14 protein-coding genes are annotated in these 16,518 nt (G+C 68.4%); 7 read left to right on the top strand and 7 right to left on the bottom strand.

Going from position 1 to position 16,518, the window contains the following annotated elements; all coding sequences use genetic code 11:
* Positions 1–210 precede the first annotated feature (210 nt).
* A complete protein-coding gene (locus AC3WQY_RS17950; RefSeq protein ID WP_492709875.1) occupies positions 211–2,367 on the top strand; it encodes a prolyl oligopeptidase family serine peptidase in 2,157 nt (718 codons plus the stop codon).
* A gap of 18 nt (positions 2,368–2,385) precedes the next feature.
* Here AC3WQY_RS17950 and AC3WQY_RS17945 read toward each other — a convergent pair whose 3' ends face one another.
* Genes AC3WQY_RS17945 through AC3WQY_RS17935 form a run of 3 tightly spaced genes read right to left on the bottom strand, consistent with a single transcriptional unit; the run spans position 2,386 to position 4,665 of the window.
* On the bottom strand, positions 2,386–3,315 hold the full coding sequence (locus AC3WQY_RS17945) for a GGDEF domain-containing protein (RefSeq protein ID WP_492709874.1): 930 nt from the start codon (positions 3,313–3,315) through the stop codon (positions 2,386–2,388).
* Positions 3,316–3,343: 28 nt separating this feature from the next.
* A complete protein-coding gene (gene fabG, locus AC3WQY_RS17940) occupies positions 3,344–4,084 on the bottom strand; it encodes a 3-oxoacyl-ACP reductase FabG (RefSeq protein ID WP_492709873.1) in 741 nt (246 codons plus the stop codon).
* Positions 4,075–4,665: a YqiA/YcfP family alpha/beta fold hydrolase gene (locus AC3WQY_RS17935; protein ID WP_285230960.1), complete on the bottom strand. Its 591-nt coding sequence runs from the start codon at positions 4,663–4,665 to the stop codon at positions 4,075–4,077. Before AC3WQY_RS17935 ends, fabG begins: the two co-directional genes overlap by 10 nt.
* A 167-nt stretch (positions 4,666–4,832) precedes the next feature.
* On the opposite strand from AC3WQY_RS17935, the gene AC3WQY_RS17930 reads away from it, so the two are divergent.
* Positions 4,833–7,457 carry a zinc-dependent metalloprotease gene (locus tag AC3WQY_RS17930; RefSeq protein WP_492709872.1) on the top strand — a complete coding sequence of 875 codons (2,625 nt, stop codon included), beginning with the start codon at positions 4,833–4,835 and terminating at the stop codon, positions 7,455–7,457.
* Positions 7,458–7,522: 65 nt separating this feature from the next.
* Here AC3WQY_RS17930 and AC3WQY_RS17925 read toward each other — a convergent pair whose 3' ends face one another.
* Genes AC3WQY_RS17925 through thiD form a run of 4 tightly spaced genes read right to left on the bottom strand, consistent with a single transcriptional unit; the run spans position 7,523 to position 12,379 of the window.
* A complete protein-coding gene (locus AC3WQY_RS17925; RefSeq protein WP_492709871.1) occupies positions 7,523–8,614 on the bottom strand; it encodes an AI-2E family transporter in 1,092 nt (363 codons plus the stop codon).
* 57 nt (positions 8,615–8,671) lie between these two features.
* Positions 8,672–10,048 carry a UDP-N-acetylmuramate:L-alanyl-gamma-D-glutamyl-meso-diaminopimelate ligase gene (mpl, locus tag AC3WQY_RS17920; protein ID WP_492709870.1) on the bottom strand — a complete coding sequence of 459 codons (1,377 nt, stop codon included), beginning with the start codon at positions 10,046–10,048 and terminating at the stop codon, positions 8,672–8,674.
* Positions 10,049–10,098: 50 nt separating this feature from the next.
* On the bottom strand, positions 10,099–11,385 hold the full coding sequence (gene hemL / locus AC3WQY_RS17915; protein ID WP_492709869.1) for a glutamate-1-semialdehyde 2,1-aminomutase: 1,287 nt from the start codon (positions 11,383–11,385) through the stop codon (positions 10,099–10,101).
* Positions 11,386–11,407: 22 nt separating this feature from the next.
* Positions 11,408–12,379 (bottom strand): bifunctional hydroxymethylpyrimidine kinase/phosphomethylpyrimidine kinase, encoded by a 972-nt coding sequence (gene thiD, locus AC3WQY_RS17910; protein WP_285230965.1) that lies wholly within the window; start codon positions 12,377–12,379, stop codon positions 11,408–11,410.
* 202 nt (positions 12,380–12,581) lie between these two features.
* On the opposite strand from thiD, the gene AC3WQY_RS17905 reads away from it, so the two are divergent.
* The 5 genes from AC3WQY_RS17905 to AC3WQY_RS17885 all read left to right on the top strand — a co-directional run bounded on the left by AC3WQY_RS17905 (position 12,582) and on the right by AC3WQY_RS17885 (position 16,508).
* Positions 12,582–12,734: a rubredoxin gene (locus AC3WQY_RS17905; protein WP_133604594.1), complete on the top strand. Its 153-nt coding sequence runs from the start codon at positions 12,582–12,584 to the stop codon at positions 12,732–12,734.
* Positions 12,735–12,795: 61 nt separating this feature from the next.
* Positions 12,796–13,188: a response regulator gene (locus tag AC3WQY_RS17900; RefSeq protein ID WP_285230966.1), complete on the top strand. Its 393-nt coding sequence runs from the start codon at positions 12,796–12,798 to the stop codon at positions 13,186–13,188.
* A 72-nt stretch (positions 13,189–13,260) separates the two neighbouring features.
* Positions 13,261–13,626, top strand: coding sequence for a response regulator transcription factor (locus AC3WQY_RS17895; RefSeq protein WP_285230967.1), 366 nt, complete (start codon positions 13,261–13,263; stop codon positions 13,624–13,626).
* Positions 13,627–13,628: 2 nt separating this feature from the next.
* On the top strand, positions 13,629–14,159 hold the full coding sequence (locus AC3WQY_RS17890) for a chemotaxis protein CheW (protein ID WP_285230968.1): 531 nt from the start codon (positions 13,629–13,631) through the stop codon (positions 14,157–14,159).
* A 57-nt stretch (positions 14,160–14,216) separates the two neighbouring features.
* Positions 14,217–16,508: a methyl-accepting chemotaxis protein gene (locus AC3WQY_RS17885; RefSeq protein WP_285230969.1), complete on the top strand. Its 2,292-nt coding sequence runs from the start codon at positions 14,217–14,219 to the stop codon at positions 16,506–16,508.
* Positions 16,509–16,518: the final 10 nt, after the last annotated feature.

Raw genomic sequence — 16,518 nt, 5'->3', positions numbered from 1 at the left:
CCGCAGACGCTGTCTTTGCGGGGCAACCCGAAGGGCAAGGCAGCCCAGGGGCGCACTCGTCGTTGCACCCCTTGGCCAGGCGGCGAGCCTGGCCTGCGGCGCGCGCCTAGATTGCGCCCCTGGGCTGCCTTGCGGGCACCATGAGGGGGTCGTAAACACGCTCTAAGATGCGCGGCTCGGCTGTTACCGCAGCTCATGCAAAGGCAAATCATGAAACTTGCTCTCACTGCCCTGGCCCTGGCGGCCTGCACCCATGTCGTGGCGCAAACGCCCTACCCGAGCACGCCGCAAAAGCCGGTGAGCGACAACTACCACGGCACCGTGGTGGTGGATCCCTACCGCTGGATGGAGGACATGAAGTCCGCCGAGTTCCAGGGCTGGCTGCGCAGCCAGGCCGATTACGCCAAGGCCAGCCTGGCGCAGATCCCCGGCCGTGCGGCCCTGCGCGAGCGCCTGGGCCAGCTGGCCGACGCGGGTGAGAGCACCGGCGGCTACGAGATCGTCGCGGGCAAGCTGTTCTACATGAAGCGCGCACCGGGCCAGAACCAGTCGCGCCTGTGGGTGCGTGCCGGCGTCGAGGGCGTAGACCGGGAGCTGCTGGACCCCAACAACGTTGCCGGCGAGCCGGGCAAGCATGCGATCGACTGGTACACCCCCTCGCCCGATGGCCGCCTGCTGGCGGTGGGCCTGTCCAGCGGCGGCTCCGAGAACAGCGTGCTGCGCGTGCTCGAGGTGGCGAGCGGCAAGTTCCTCGGCGAGGCGATTGCCTACACCGGCCTGAACCAGTACGGCGTGGCCTGGTTCAAGGACATCAGCGGCTTCGCCTACAACCGTCATCCGGCCGACGAGCGCTACAACAAGAGCGCCGTGTTCATGCACAAGTTGGGCCAGGACCCGAGCAAGGACCAGCCGCTGTTCGGCTGGGAGGTGAGTGCCAAGGAGAAGTTCGCGATCGCCGATCTGCCCTATGTCTACCTCAGCAAGGGCTCGCGCTGGGCGCTGGCCGAGGTGCTGCATGGCGACGCGGTGGAGCGCTCCTACTGGGTGGCCCCGGCCGACCAATTGCACCTGGGTGCCGCAACGCCCTGGCGCCGCATCATCAGCCCGGCCGACAAGATCACCCAGGCGGTGATCTCGGGCGACCAGGTCTATGCCCTGAGCCAGAAGAAGGCCTCGCGCCGCGAACTGCTGAGCCTGGATCTGCGCGCCAAGACCACGCTGTTCCGCGGCGTGCTGCCGGCCGGCGAGAGCGTGCTGCAGCACATCAGCGCGGCCGACGATGCCGTCTATGTGAAGGCGCTGGATGCGGGCGTCAGCAAGCTCTGGCGCGTGGCGAAGAAGAAGGGCGGCGCGGCGGTCGCCACGGTGGCACTGCCCTTCGAGGGCACGCTGCGCGAGATCAGCCCGCTGGCTGGCGGCGAATTGCTGGTGCTGCACGAGGGCTGGACCCAGGCGCCGCAAAGCCTGGTGCTGAATCCGGGCAAGGCCGCAGCACCGGCCCGGCGCGTCGACGTGCAAAAGCCCAACAGCCTCGACACCTCGGGTGTGCAAGCGAAACGCGTGATGGTGAAGAGCCATGACGGCGTGATGGTGCCGCTGTCCATCCTCTCGTCCAAGAGCGCGCCGCTGGACGGCAAGCGCCCCACCGTGCTGAGCGGCTACGGCGCTTATGGCATCACGCAGGAGCCGCGCTTCGGCGCCACCCGCCTGGCCTGGCTGGAGCGCGGCGGCGTGCTGGCGATCTGCCATGTGCGCGGCGGCGGCGAGCTGGGCGAAGACTGGCACCAGGGCGGCTACATCCTCACCAAGCAGAACACGGTGTCGGACTTCATCGCCTGCGCCGAGTACCTGATCGCCAACAAATATGCCTCGCCCGCCACCCTGGCCGGCACCGGCGGCAGCGCCGGTGGCATCACCATCGGTGGCGCCATCACGCAGCGCCCCGAGCTGTTTGCCGCGGCGCAGAGCGCGGTGAGCCTTTCGGACATGCTGCGCATGGAGTTCACGCCCAATGGCGCGCCGAACATTGCCGAGTTCGGCACCGTCAGCAACCCGGCGCACTTCAAGGCCATGTACGCGATCAGCCCCTATCACCGCGTGCAGGACGGCCGCGCCTACCCGGCCGTGATCGCCACCACCGGCGCCAACGACCCGCGCGTGGAGGCCTGGGAGCCCGGCAAGCTGGCCGCGCGCCTGCAGGCGGCCAACCCCGAGAGCTACAAGAGCAAGCCGGTGCTGCTGCGCGTGGACTTCGAGGGCGGCCACGGCATGGGCTCGGGCGTCGCGCAGCGCCTGGACGAAACCGCCGATGTCTGGAGCTTCTTCCTCTGGCAGTTCGGCGACGCGGGCTTCCAGCCGAAGCCCTGAGCGGACGGGCGGGCGCGCTCAGCGATCGCTGCTGGCGTCCACCTCGACGCGGTTGCGGCCGGCGCTCTTGGCGCGGTAGAGCGCCTGGTCGGCGCGCTTGAGCACAGCGTCGATTGAATTGTCGCCGGCGCGCAGCTCGCTCACTCCGGCGCTGATGGTGACGGGGCGTTCGCCCACGCGCAGATCCATCAGCGCCTCCGAGATCTCGGTCGCCAGCCGCCTGGCGGTCTGCTCGGCCATGGCCAGCGAGGTGTGCGGCATCAGCACCACAAATTCGTCCCCGCCCAGGCGCGCCGCCAGATCGTTGCTGCGCAGCGCCGCCAGGCAGACCGAGGCCGCGCGCGCAATCGCGCGATCGCCGGCTTCGTGGCCGAGCACGTCGTTGATGGACTTGAAGTGATCGATGTCGAAGCTCAGCACCGCACAGGGCGTGCCATAGCGGGCATGTTCCTCAAAGCGCTCGGCAAGCATGCGCATCAGCTTGCGGCGGTTCGCCAGCCCGCTCAGCTCGTCGGTCTCGGAGAGCTGGCGTAGCTGCAGCGCCATTTGGTGGCGCGCGGTGATGTTGCTGGCGACCCAGAGCACCGCCTCTTCGCCGTCGAACGGCAGTTCCAGCGCCTGGACGCGCCCTTCGAACCAGATCTGCCCTGAAGGCCCGTCGTCCTGCAGGCCCTCGACGTCGGGGCCGCCCAGGCTGTACTCGACCACGTGCAAGCGGCGCTGGCTCAGCGCGATGCCGATCTGCTCACAGAACCAGCGCGCCTTGCCGGCATCGAGCACGTCGAACAGCGAACGGCCGACCAGGCTGCTGCCATCGTGGTAGTAGCGGCTGTCGGTGCCGCCGAGGATGGCCGCATAGCGCCCGCTACGCGTCAGTACGAACACCGGGTCGGGCAGGGCCGCGACGATGGCCGACAGCTCCTGCATGGCGAGTTGGGCAATCTCCATGGTGCGAGTGTAGGCGCACCGCTCGGGCTCAGACCGTCATACCGCCGGACACTTCCAGCACGGCGCCGTTGACATAACTCGCCTCGTCGCTGGCCAGGAAGGCATAGACGTTGGCGATCTCCTCGGGCTTGCCCAGGCGCTTGAGCGGCACATGGGCGCGCATCTCGTCCATCACCTTGTCGGGGATGGTGCCGAGGATGGGGGTCTCGATGAAGCCGGGGGCCACCGCGTTGACGCGCACGCCCTTGGGGCCCAGCTCGCGGCTCCAGGTCTTGGTGAAGCCGATCACGCCGAACTTGCTGGCGGCATAGTTGGTCTGGCCGAAGTTGCCGTAGATGCCCACCACCGAGGAGGCGTTGAGGATCACGCCGCCGCCCTGCGCCACCATGGTGTCGGCCACCGCCTGGGCGCAATGGAAGACGCCGCGCAGGTTCACGTCGATGACGGCATCGAACTGCTCCAGGCTCATCTTCTGCAGGCGCGCGTCCTTGGTGATGCCGGCGTTGTTCACCAGCACGTCGATGCGGCCGTACTGTTCCAGCACCGCGGCCGTCATCAGGTCGACCGAGACGCGGTCGGTCACATCCAGCACGCGACCCATGGCGCTGGCGCCGGCGGCCTCGCAGGCCGCGACCGCGGCATCCACGCCCTCGGCACGCCGGTCGCACACCACCACGGTGGCGCCTTCCTGGGCAAACTTGACGGCGGTGGCCAGGCCAATGCCCTGGGCGGCGCCGGTGATGATGCAGACCTTGTTCTTCAAACGCATAGGAGAAATTCCGTCAGTTCGTGGAGGTAGTCGTCGAAATCGGACAGGCCGTGATCGCTGCCTTCCAGCAGCTTGATGCGGCAGCCGGCGTAGCGGGCCTGCATCTCGCGCCAGTCCAGCACCTCGTCGCCCTTGGCGATCACCGCCAGCAGGCGCTCGGGATGGGCCAGCTTGCCGAGGGTTTGCGCGCGCAGCTCGTCGACGAACTCGGCGCGGAAGAAGAACTTCTCGTCCGGGTTCTGCCAGCAGCTGTGCTCGCCGATATAGCGCGCCAGGTCGCGCGCCGGATCCACCGCGGGGTTCAATAGCACGGCGCGGCAGCCGGTGGCCTGAGCCACCTGGGTGGCGTAGAAGCCGCCCAGCGAGCTGCCCATCACGGCCATGCGCTCGCGCGGCCAGGTCTGGATCAGCGCCATGACTTCCCGCATGGCCGCGGCCGGCGAGGGCGGCAGCTGCGGGCAGGCCCACCGCAGCTGCGGGCGCTGCTCGCCCACCCAGGCCGCCATGCGCTGGGCCTTGGCCGAGCGTGGCGAGGAGCGAAAGCCATGCAGGTAGAGCAGGTGGGTGGTGCGGTGAGGCATGGGGCCGCAGTCTAGCGGCAGGGCCGCCCGCGGTCTGTCAGCCCGGCGTCACCCGCGACGTGCGATGAAGCACGGTTTTCGGGGTGCGATCGGAGTTTGGCCGCATTGACGGGTGCGGCCGGCACGGCGACAGTCGCGCCTTTGCATCAGCAATCCCAATCCCATCCATGAGCTCTACCCAGAACCTCACCGCCGTTGCGGCCGCCCTGCTGCTGCTGGGCGCCACGGCCCACGCGCAGACGACCGCTCCCGCTGCCCCTGCGAACGGCGCTTCCGCACCCGCGGCCACGCCGCCGCGCCCGGCCGCCGATCCGGCCGCGCCCAAGCCCTTTGCCGAGGTGAGCAAGGATGCCAAGCGCCAGGACGGCCTGTTCCCGATCTGGCGCAAGGACGAGAAGGTCTGGCTGGAGATCCCCAAGGCGCAGTTCAACAAGCCCTTCATGTTCACCGTCAACTACGCCAATGCGGTGGGCGAGCGCGGCCTCTATGCCAGCCAGATGGGCCGCGCCCTGATGGCCGAGTGGCGCCGCGTCGGCAACCAGGTGCAGCTGATCGCGCTCAACACCAAGTTCCGCGCCGAGGGCGGCGGCAAGCTGGCCGGCGAACAGGCCTTCTCGCCCAGCCTGCTGGCCTCCGGCACGCTGGCCAGCGCCGAGCACCCGGAGCGCAAGTCGGTGCTGGTGGACGCGGCCCTGCTGCTGACCGACATCCCCGGCATGTCTACGCGCCTGGAGATGGCCTACCGCCTGCCCTTCGCGGCCGACCGCGCCAACTCCTATTTCGAGGCCGCGCGCGCCGACGCCAAGCTCAGCACGCTGACCGCGCGCATGCACTTCGCCACCCCGCGCATCCCGGCGCCGCCGCTGACCCCCGCGCCCGTGCCCATGCCCACGCCGCCGCAGGCCACGCCGGACCCGCGCAGCATGTTCCTGAGCTTCGTCTACAACTTCCAGGCCCTGCCCGAGACCGTGATGGCGCCGCGCCGGACCGATCCGCGCCTGGGCCATTTCGCCGAGTCCTTCAGCGATCTGAGCAATGACAACAAGCCGAACCCGCGCGTCCACTACCTGAAGCGCTGGCGCCTGGAGAAGCAGGACGCCAGCGCCGCGCTGAGCGAGCCGGTGCAGCCCATCACCTACTGGATGGACAAGAACATCCCGGCCAAGTACCGCGGCGCGGTGGAGGCCGGCATCCTGGAGTGGAACAAGGCCTTCGAGAAGATCGGCTTCAAGAACGCCGTGGTCGCCAAGCAGCAGCCCGACGATGCCGATTGGGACAATATGGACGCCGGCCATGCCTCGATCCGCTGGTTCGTCGGCGCCGATGTGGGCTTTGCCATCGGCCCCAGCCACGCCGATCCGCGCAGCGGCGAGATCCTGGACGCGGACATCGGCATGAGCGATGTGTTCGCCCGCGGCGGCCGCGCCTTCATTGCCGAGGACGTGGGCCCGGGCAAGCATGCGGTGCATGCCGATGAGGACTTCTGCAACTACGCCCACGAAGCCGCCGCCGAGATGGGCTTCGCGATGGACGTGCTGGAAGCGCGCGGCGAGATCGCGCCCGACAGCCCCGAGGCCGAGGCCTTTGTGCAGGCGCGCATCAAGGACGTGATCATGCACGAGGTGGGTCACACCCTGGGCCTGAAGCACAACTTCAAGGCCTCCACCACCGTCACGCAGGCGCAGCTGAGCGACAAGGCCTACACCGAAGCCAAGGGCATCTCCGGCTCGGTGATGGACTACAACGCCTACAACCTCGCGCTGCAGGGCGAGACCCAGGGCAGCTACAACAACACCACCCTGGGTGCCTACGACTACTGGGCGATCGAATACGCCTACAAGCCCCTGGCCCCCGAGGCGGAGGCGGCCGAGCTGGCCAAGATCGCCGCGCGCAGCACCGAGCCACAGCTGGCCTATGCCGACGACGCCGACGCCGACCTGTTCGACGGCATCGATCCGCTGGCGAACCGCTTCGACCTCGGCGCCGACCCGATGGCCTATTTCAAGCGCCGCCTCAAGCTCTCGCAGGAGCTGTGGGGCCGCGTGCAGGACCGCAGGCCGCAGGCCGGTGACGATCCGCTGCGCCAGCGCCGCTCGCTGGTGAACGGTTTCAACCAGCTCTACCGCGCGGCCGAGCTGGTGGGCAAGTATGTCGGCGGCATGCATATGCAGCGCGACCTGCCGGGCTCCACCGGCCGCACCGCGTTCAGCCCGGTCGAGCCGGCGCAGCAGCGCGAGGCCCTGAAGTTCCTGGCCAGCGGCCTGTTCAGTGCCGATTCCTTCCGCTTCCGCCCCGAGTTCCTCAGCACCCTGCAGGTGGACTACAACGAGTGGGAGCGCGTCGGCCCGATGAACATCCCGGCCGCGGTGGCGCGCGTGCAGCTGGTGGTGCTGGACCGCCTGCTCAACGCCAACACCGCGCAGCGCCTGATGGACCTGCCGGCCTATGTGCCTGAGAAGCAGCGCAAGGGCATCATCTCGCTCAGCGAGGTTTACGGCACCCTGCAGTCCAGCATCTGGAGCGAGCTCAAGAGCGGCGCCGAGATCGACCGCCTGCGCCGCAATCTGCAGCGCGAGCACCTCAAGCGCCTGCAGTCGGTGCTCACCAAGGGCGGCGCACCCGGCGTGATGGCCGATGCCTACGCGCTGGCGCGCCTGCATGCGGTGCAGCTGCAGAGCGATCTGCGCGCGGCACTGGGCAAGGGCGGCCAGTCGGTGGAGACGCGCGCACACCTGGCCGAGAGCCTGGACATGCTGGGCAGCGTGCTGCGCGCCAATATGCAGCGCAGCTGACCGTCAGCCTGAGCGGGCACCCGCCCGCAATGCAAAAGCCGGCCTCAGGGCCGGCTTTTTTTGTTTCATTTCGGCGCGCTGCGCCGCCCGTCCTGGGCCACGATGTCCCACACCGCGATGAACATGGCGGCGATCAGCGGTCCGATCACGAAGCCGTTCAGGCCCAGCACCGCCATGCCGCCGAGGGTGGAGACCAGCACCACATAGTCGGGCATCTTGCTGTCCTTGCCGACCAGCAGCGGGCGCAGCAGGTTGTCCACCAGCCCGATCACCAGCACGCCATAGGCGATCAGGCCCAGGCCCTGGCCGATCGCGCCGGTGGCCAGCAGGTAGATGGCCAGCGGCAGCCAGACCAGGCCGGCGCCCACCGCCGGCAGCAGCGACAGAAAGGCCATCAGCACCGCCCACAGCACCGGCGCATGCACGTCCAGCACCCAGAAGGCCAGGCCGCCGAGCGCGCCCTGCAGCGCGGCCACGGCGATATTGCCCTTCACGGTGGCGCCGATCACGGCGCGGAACTTCTCCATCAGTCGGCGCTTGTGGGCGGCGCGCAGCGGCAGGGCATGGCGCAGCAGCACGGACAGGCGCTCGCCATCGCGCAGCAGGAAGAACAGCAGGTAGAGCATGACGAAGAAGCTCACCACCACATCGAAGGTGTCCTGGCCGAAACCGAAGGCCTTGGTGGCGATGGCCTGGCTGAGCTGCTTGAGCGCCTCGGTGAGCTTCTGCTGCAGGTCCAGCGGATCGCTGACGCCGAGTTTTTCCAGCCCACTGAGCAGGCCGGCGGGCAGGGCCGCGTAGACCTGCTGCACATAGCCGCTGAAGCTGAACTCGCCGGACTTGAGCTTGGCATAGAGCGCGCCGGCCTCCTGGGCCAGCGCGATGCTCACCAGCGTCAGCGGCAGTATCACCAGCAGCAGCACCAGGCTCAGCGTCAGCAGCGCCGCCAGGGTGGCGCGCTGGCCGCAGCGCCGCAGCATCCAGCGGTGCAGCGGCGCGAACACGATCGCCGCGGCCGTGCCCCACAGCAGCGCGCCGTAGAGCGGCCAGAGGATCCAGGCGAAGGCCAGCGTCACCAGCGCCAGCAGGACCACGAAGCTCTTGTCCTGCAGGGCGGGTGAGTTGGCGGACGAGTCGTCGGAGGGGGCAGCTGACATGGGGCGCTCTCGGCTGGCTGGAGAGCGGCCATGGTAGCCGGGGCGGCAGCGCCGGCCTCAGCGGCCCTTGGCCTCCAGCGCCGCCAGCAGCTTCTCGTGGATGCCGCCGAAGCCGCCATTGCTCATGCACAGCACATGGTCGCCGGGCCTGGCGGCCTTCACCACCGCGGCCACCAGGGCCTCGACATCGGTGCCGACGAGGGCCTGCGCGCCCATCGGCGCGAGTGCCTCCTTGGCGTCCCAGCTCAGCCCGGCCTGGTTGCAGAAGCTCAGGTCGGCTTCCTCCAGGGCCCAGGGCAGCTGCGCCTTCATGGTGCCCAGCTTCATGGTGTTGGAGCGCGGCTCGAACACCGCCAGGATGCGCTCGCTCGGTGCGATCTTGCGGCGCAGGCCGTTCACCGTGGTGCGGATCGCGGTGGGGTGGTGGGCGAAGTCGTCGTAGACCTTGACCCCGCCCGCCTCGCCGCGCAGCTCCAGCCGGCGGCGCACGTTCTGAAAGCTGGCCAGCGCGGCGGCCGACTGCTCGGGCGTCACGCCCACATGCTCGGCCGCGGCCATCGCCGCCAGCGCGTTGAGCTGGTTGTGCTCGCCCAGCAGCGCCCATTCCACCCGCGCCACCTTGAGGCTGCCGCGCAGCACGTCGAAGGCCTGCGGCTCGCCGCGCGCACGCAGCGCGCCGGGCTCTTCCTTGCGCGAACCGAAACGCTGCAGCTCGCTCCAGCAGCCGCGCGCCAGCACGCGCTGCAGCGCCTCCTCGCGTGCGTTCACGATCACGCGGCCGCTGGCCGGCACGGTGCGCACCAGGTGGTGGAACTGGGTCTCGATGGCGGCCAGGTCGGCAAAGATGTCGGCGTGGTCGAACTCGAGGTTGTTGAGGATGGCGGTGCGCGGCCGGTAATGCACGAACTTGCTGCGCTTGTCGAAGAAGGCGGTGTCGTATTCATCAGCCTCGATGACGAAGCACTTGCCCGCGCCCAGGCGCGCCGACACGCCGAAGTTCTGCGGCACGCCGCCCACCAGAAAGCCGGGCTGCAGGCCGGCATGCTCCAGGATCCAGGCCAGCATCGAGGTGGTGCTGGTCTTGCCATGCGTGCCCGCCACCGCCAGCACATGGCGGCCCTGCAGCACATGGCTGGCCAGCCATTCGGGGCCGCTGGTATAGGGCAGGCCCTGGTCCATGATGGCTTCCATCAGCGGGAAGCGGCCCTCGCTGGAGCGCGTCACCACGTTGCCGATCACGAACAGATCGGGCTTGAGCTCCAGCTGCTCGGCGCCGAAGCCCTGGATCAGCTCGATGCCCAGCGCCTGCAGCTGCTCCGACATGGGCGGGTAGACATTGGCATCGCAGCCGGTGACGCGGTGGCCGGCTTCGCGGGCGAGGGCGGCCAGGCCGCCCATGAAGGTGCCGCAGATGCCGAGGATGTGGATGTGCATGGGAATGGCGAGGAACGGGGCAAGAGAAGGGCGCCGGTGGGCGCGGCGCTTCAGCGCAGCGCGGTGCGGGCGGCCTGCAGCGTGGCCTGGATGTCGGCCTCGCTGTGCGCCGCGCTCACGAAGCCGGCTTCGTAGAGCGCCGGCGCCAGGTAGACGCCGCCGTCCAGCATGCCGTGGAAGAAGGCGTTGAAGCGCGCACCGTCGGTCTTCATGACGGTCTGGTAGTTCTGCGGCAGCTCGGGCATCAGGAAGAAGCCGAACATGCCGCCCTCGCAATCGACGCTGAAGGGCACGCCGTTGTCGCTGGCCACGGCCGCCAGGCCGTCCACCAGCTGGCGCGTCCTGGCGCCCAGCGCCTCGTAGAAGCCGGGTTTCTGGATCTCGCGCAGCGTCGCCAGGCCGCAGGCGGTGGCGACCGGATTGCCCGACAGCGTGCCGGCCTGGTAGACCGGGCCCAGCGGCGCGAGCTGCTTCATGATCTCGCGGCTGGCGCCGAAGGCGGCCAGCGGCATGCCGCCGCCGATGACCTTGCCGAACACGCTGACATCGGGCTTGAAGCCGGGCAGCAGCTTGGCGTAATGGCCTTGCGCGCTCGCCAGCCCGACGCGGAAGCCCGTCATCACCTCGTCGAACACCAGCAGCGCGCCATGCTCGCTGCAGAGCTCGCGCAGGCGCTTCACGAAGGGCACGGCGGCGCGCACGAAATTCATATTGCCGGCGATCGGCTCGATGATGACGCAGGCGAGCTCCTTGCCGTGCAGGGCGAAGGCCTCGTCCAGCTGCGCGACGTTGTTGTACTCGAGCACCAGGGTGTGCTGCGCCACCTCGGCCGGCACGCCGGCGCTGGTGGGGTGGCCGAAGGTGGCAAGACCCGACCCCGCCTTCACCAGCAGGGCATCGGTGTGGCCGTGGTAGCAGCCCTCGAACTTGATGAACTTGCTGCGGCCGGTGGCGCCGCGCGCCAGCCGGATCGCGCTCATGGTGGCCTCGGTGCCCGAGCTCACCAGGCGCACCTGCTCGATCGAGGGCACCAGCTTGATAATCTCCTCGGCCAGCTCGATCTCGCGCTCGGTGGGCGCGCCGAAGGAGAAGCCGTCCAGCGCCGCCTTCTGCACCGCCTCCAGCACCGCCGGGTGGCCGTGGCCGAGGATCATCGGGCCCCAGGAGCCGATGTAGTCGATGTAGCGCTTGCCCTCGGCATCGATGATGTAAGCCCCTTCACCGCGCTTGATGAATCTGGGCGTGCCACCTACCGCGCGAAATGCGCGCACGGGCGAATTCACGCCGCCGGGGATGGAGCGCTGGGCGCGCTCGAACAGAGCTTGGTTCTGACTCATGGCAGGAAGGGAAGAAAAGGGTTCAGTGGATGCGGCGCGGGCCGCGCGTGGGCGGCTCGTCGGCCATCAGGTCGCCGGGCTCGGTGTCGGGCAGCAGGGGCTGGCTGCCCTCCATGCCCTCTTCGCCTTCTTCGGCAGGCGGCATGGCCCAGAAGAAGCGGTCGGGCACGGCATTGCCCATGCCGGGGCGGAAGCCCGCGTCCAGCGCCTGGTCCAGGAAGGACAGGGCCTCGCCCACCGCGGTGTGGATCTCGGAGCCCACCGACAGCAGCGCCGCCAGCGAGGCCGAGAGCGTGTCGCCCGCGCCCACGAAGCTGACCTCGAAACGCTCGAACTTCTCGCCGGTGATCGGCCCCTGCGGATTCGCCAGCACGTTGTCGACGAACTGGTTGGGTAGGCTGATGCCGGTCACCAGCACATGGCCCGTGCCATGCTCGCCGGCGGCCACCGCCAGCTCGCGCGGCGAGGCCGGGCGGTCCGCGTCCCAGTCGGGCAAGAGGAAATCGGTGAGGGTCTTGTGGTTGCCCACCAGCACCAGGGCCTGCGGCAGCACCAGCTCGCGGAAGGCATCCAGATAGCTCTGCTGCTGCTCCTCGTCGAGCCAGGTGATGGCGGGCAGATAGGCCACCAGCGGCACATCGGGGTAATCACTGAGCACCTCGGCCACCGCGCTCACGCCCTCGGCGCTGCCCAGGAAGCCGACCTTCCAGGCCGCCACCGGCACGTCTTCCAGGATGCTGCGCGCCTGCTCGACGATCACGTCGGCATCGAGCTCATGCTGCTCGAACACCTCGGCGGTGTCGCGCAGCAGGATGGCCGTGACCACCGGCAGCGCATGCGCACCCATCGCCGCGATGGTGGCCACGTCGCCGGCGATGCCGCCGGCGCCGCTGGGGTCGCTGGCGTTGAAGCTCATCACGCACGCGGGTGCGGGTTGCTCCTGCTCGTCTTGGCCCTGGATGGTCTCGGCGGGGGAATGGTCAGGGCTGCTCATGAAGTGGGGATTGGGGTTTCACCCGAGGGTGAGGACGTCAGCGCGTCGTGGTCTTGAAGGGCTTGCAGCAGGGCGTGACGAAGGACCGAAAAGCCTGTTGCATCTGTGCCTACTTGCTCAATGGGCGGAGGGGGGCGCGTAGCTACAATCTTCGCATTGTAGTGAGCAAACCATATTCACCGTGACCGAAGCTAGTACCTGGATGTGCCTGATCTGTGGCTGGATTTATGACGAAGCCGCAGGTGACCCCGAGCACGGCATTGCCCCAGGTACCGCATGGGCGGATGTGGATATGAACTGGACCTGCCCCGAATGCGGGGCCCGCAAGGAAGACTTCGAGATGGTCCGCATCTGACGCGGACTGTTTGAAACCTTCTGCCCTTTCCATACGCTGAGGAGAACAAGGGTTGGACACAATGGCTCCCCAAGCACCTGGCGCAGCGACCAAGGTGCTCGTCATCGACGACAGCAACACCATCCGCCGCAGCGCCGAGATCTTTCTCAAGCAAGGCGGGCACGAGGTGGTGCTGGCCGAGGATGGCTTCGACGCGCTTTCCAAGCTGAGCGACTACAAACCCGATCTGGTGTTCTGCGACATCCTGATGCCGCGGCTGGACGGTTACCAGACCTGCGCCATCATCAAGCGCAACCCGCAGTTTTCCGGCGTGCCGGTGATCATGCTGTCCAGCAAGGACGGCCTGTTCGACAAGGCGCGCGGCCGCATGGTGGGCTCGCAGGATTACCTGACCAAGCCCTTCACCAAAGACCAATTGCTGCAGGCGGTGCAGATGCACCGCCGCGGCCCTTGATTCGCCCGGCCAGATGATCGATGAAGCCGGCCAATGAGATGCCCGACAGAGGCGGCGTGACGAGGAGTCCACATGACGATACACAAGATTCTGCTGGTCGATGATTCCAAGACCGAGCTGCATGCGCTCAGCGAGATGCTGAGCAAGCGCGGCTTCGTGGTGCGCACCGCCGAGAACGGCGAGGAAGCCTTCAAGCGCCTGGAAGAGGAAGTGCCCGACCTGATCCTGATGGACGTGGTGATGCCGGGCCAGAACGGCTTCCAGCTGACCCGCGCCATCACGCGCGACGAGCGCTACGCCAATGTGCCGGTGATCATGTGCACCAGCAAGAACCAGGAAACCGACAAGGTCTGGGGCATGCGCCAGGGCGCGCGCGACTACGTGGTCAAGCCGGTCAAGTCCGACGAGCTGCTGGCCAAGATCAAGGCGCTAGGCTGAGCATGGCCAACAAGCAAGCACTGCGCGAACTCCAGCAACGCCTCGCGCAGCGCATGCAGGCCGCGCGCGAAACGCCGCAGGCGGCCTCCTGGCTGGCGGTGGAATGCGCCGGCGTGGCGCTGCTGTTCTCGCTCAAGCAGGCGGCCGAGATCTTCACGCCCGTGGCCATCAAGCCGGTGCCCTACACCGAGCCCTGGGCCCTGGGGGTGGCGAACCTGCGCGGCGGCCTGCACACGGTGGTGGACTTCGCCGCCTTTCTGGGCCTGCGCGAGCCCGGCGTGCGCGGCGATGTGACGCAGCAGCGCCTGGTGTCGATCAACCCCGAACTCAATATCAACTGCGCCTTGCTGGTCGACAAGCTGCTGGGCTTGCGCGGCGACGAGCAGTTGCAGCCGGTGGCGGATGTGCCGTCGGCGACGCCGCGGCCGGCCTTTGCGGGCGCGCTGCGGCGCGACGCCGAGGGCCGGCATTGGCAGGTGATCGACCTGGAGGCCTTGTCCAGGTTCGAACCGTTCTTGCGTATTGTGGTGTGATGCGTGGCGCCAGCCGGCGCGGGCATTGCGTCAATCAACCGACAACATGAGGGTGAGATGAGCTTCCTCGACAAGATCAAGAAATTGGGCGCGACCTCCGAAGGCCAGGAGGCCGGCGAGACCACCGCCCTGGATGCTCAGGCAGGCGTACATGCGAGCGACACCGGTCCGCGCAGCGAGTCCAGCTCCATCATTTCCGAAGCGCTGCCGACCGACAACGTGGCGGCGGACTTTGTCGACACCAATGCGGGCTTCCAGTCCACCGCTTCGGCGCCCGACACCATCAGCGCCGCGCCCGGGCTGATGCCGGCGAAGGCCGAAGACCGCGGCCGCCGCCAGAAGCTGTTCACCGCCCTGGTGGCGGTGGGGGTGCTGGGCACGGCCACCACGGTGGCGCTGAGCCTGGTGAACGCGAACCGCAGCGCGGCCCAGGTGCGCGCCACCGGCCAGGCCATGATGCAGTCGCAGCGCCTGGCCAAGTCGGTGTCCACCGCCCTGGTGGGCAATGTGGGCGCGTTCGCCGAGCTGAAGGAAAGCATCGGCGTGCTGGGCAGCGTGGTGCGCAATCTGCGCAACGGCGAGGGCGAGCTGGCGATTGCGCCCGGCAGCGTGCAGCCGGCGCTGGAGACCGTCGCGCCGATGGTGGAGCGCGCCGAGAAGAACGGCAACACCGTGATCGCGCAGGAGAAGGTGCTGACCCAGGTGGGCAAGGCGCTGCGCACCATCAACCGTCAATCCTCGGACCTGCTGGAAAGCGCCGAGGCGGTGGCCTCGCTGTCGCTGCAGCAGGGCGGCTCGCCGGCCGAACTCTCGGCCGCGGGCCAGCTGGTGATGCTGACCCAGCGCATCGGCAAGAGTGCCAACGAATTCCTGACCCAGGAGGGCGTGAGCCCGGAGGCGGTGTTCCTGCTCGGCAAGGACCTGAACTCCTTCCGCGAGATCACCGAGGCCCTCATCAACGGCAACCCCGAGCTGCGCCTCAAGGGCGCGCATGACCCGCAGCTGAAGGAGCGCCTCAAGACCCTGCTGTCGCAATACGAGCAGACGCGCAAGGAAGCCTCGGCGATTCTGGGCAATCTGCAGGGCCTGGTTGCGGCGCGCGAGGCGCAGGCCGCGATCCTCAACGACAGCGAACCGCTGCGCAAGGGCCTGGACGAGATCGCCCAGCAGCTCGAGTCGGCCGGCGGCCTGGGCTTCGGCCTGCTGCTGGCGATGCTGGCTTCGCTGGCGGCCCTGGTGGTGGGTGCTTTGGGCTTTCTGCGCCTGTATGTGGCGGGTCAGGCGCATCGCGCCGAACTGGCCGAGGCGCAGAAACGCGAGGCCGAGGTGCAGGAGCAGGAGGCCAAGCGCGTCAACGACGCCAACCAGGCCGCCATTTTGCGTCTCATGAACGAGCTGCAGTCGGTCGCCGAGGGCGATTTGACGCAACAGGCCACGGTGACCGAAGACATCACCGGCGCCATCGCCGACTCGGTGAACTACACGGTGGAAGAGCTGCGCCTGCTGGTGACGCAGGTGCAGTCCACCGCCGGCCGGGTGACCGAAACCACCGGCCTGGTGGACCAGACCTCCACCGAGCTGCTGGCCGCCTCCACCGAGCAGCTGCACGAGATCCGCGCCACCGGCGAGGCGGTGCTGCAGATGGCCGAGCGCATCAACCAGGTGTCGGCACAGGCGCAGGAAACCGCCGAGGTGGCGCGCCAGTCGCGTGCCGTGGCCGAGACCGGCAAGCAGGCCATGGCCAACACCATCGGCGGCATGAACTCGATCCGCGAGCAGATCCAGGAGACCTCCAAGCGCATCAAGCGCCTGGGCGAGAGCTCGCAGGAAATCGGCGAGATCACCGAGCTGATCTCGGACATTACCGAGCAGACCAATGTGCTGGCGCTGAACGCGGCCATCCAGGCGGCCTCGGCCGGCGAGGCCGGCCGCGGCTTCTCGGTGGTGGCCGAAGAAGTGCAGCGCCTGGCGGAACGCTCGGGCGACGCGACGCGCCGCATTGCCGCGCTGGTGAAGACGATTCAGACCGACACCCACGACGCGGTGGCCGCCATGGAGCGCTCCACGCTGGGGGTGGTGCAGGGTACCAAGCTGTCCGATGCGGCCGGCAAGGCGCTGGACGAGATCGACGAGGTGTCGCGTCGACTGGACGAGTTGATCGCCCGCATCTCGAACCAGGCGCTCAGCGAGGCGCATTCCGCCAACGAGGTGGCCTCGAACATCCAGCATATTTTTGCGGTGACCGAGCAGACCGGTGAGGGCACGCGCTCCACCGCCCAGATGGTGCATGAGCTCTCGCGCTCGGCCGATGCCTTGAAGCAGTCGGTGGCGCGTTTCAAGGTTGGCTGAGCGCTGACAA

It is taken from the genome of Roseateles sp. FW301-B2, from assembly GCF_058788955.1.
Note: the sequence above shows the minus strand (reverse complement) of the source record. Positions and strands in the feature narration are given on the sequence as shown.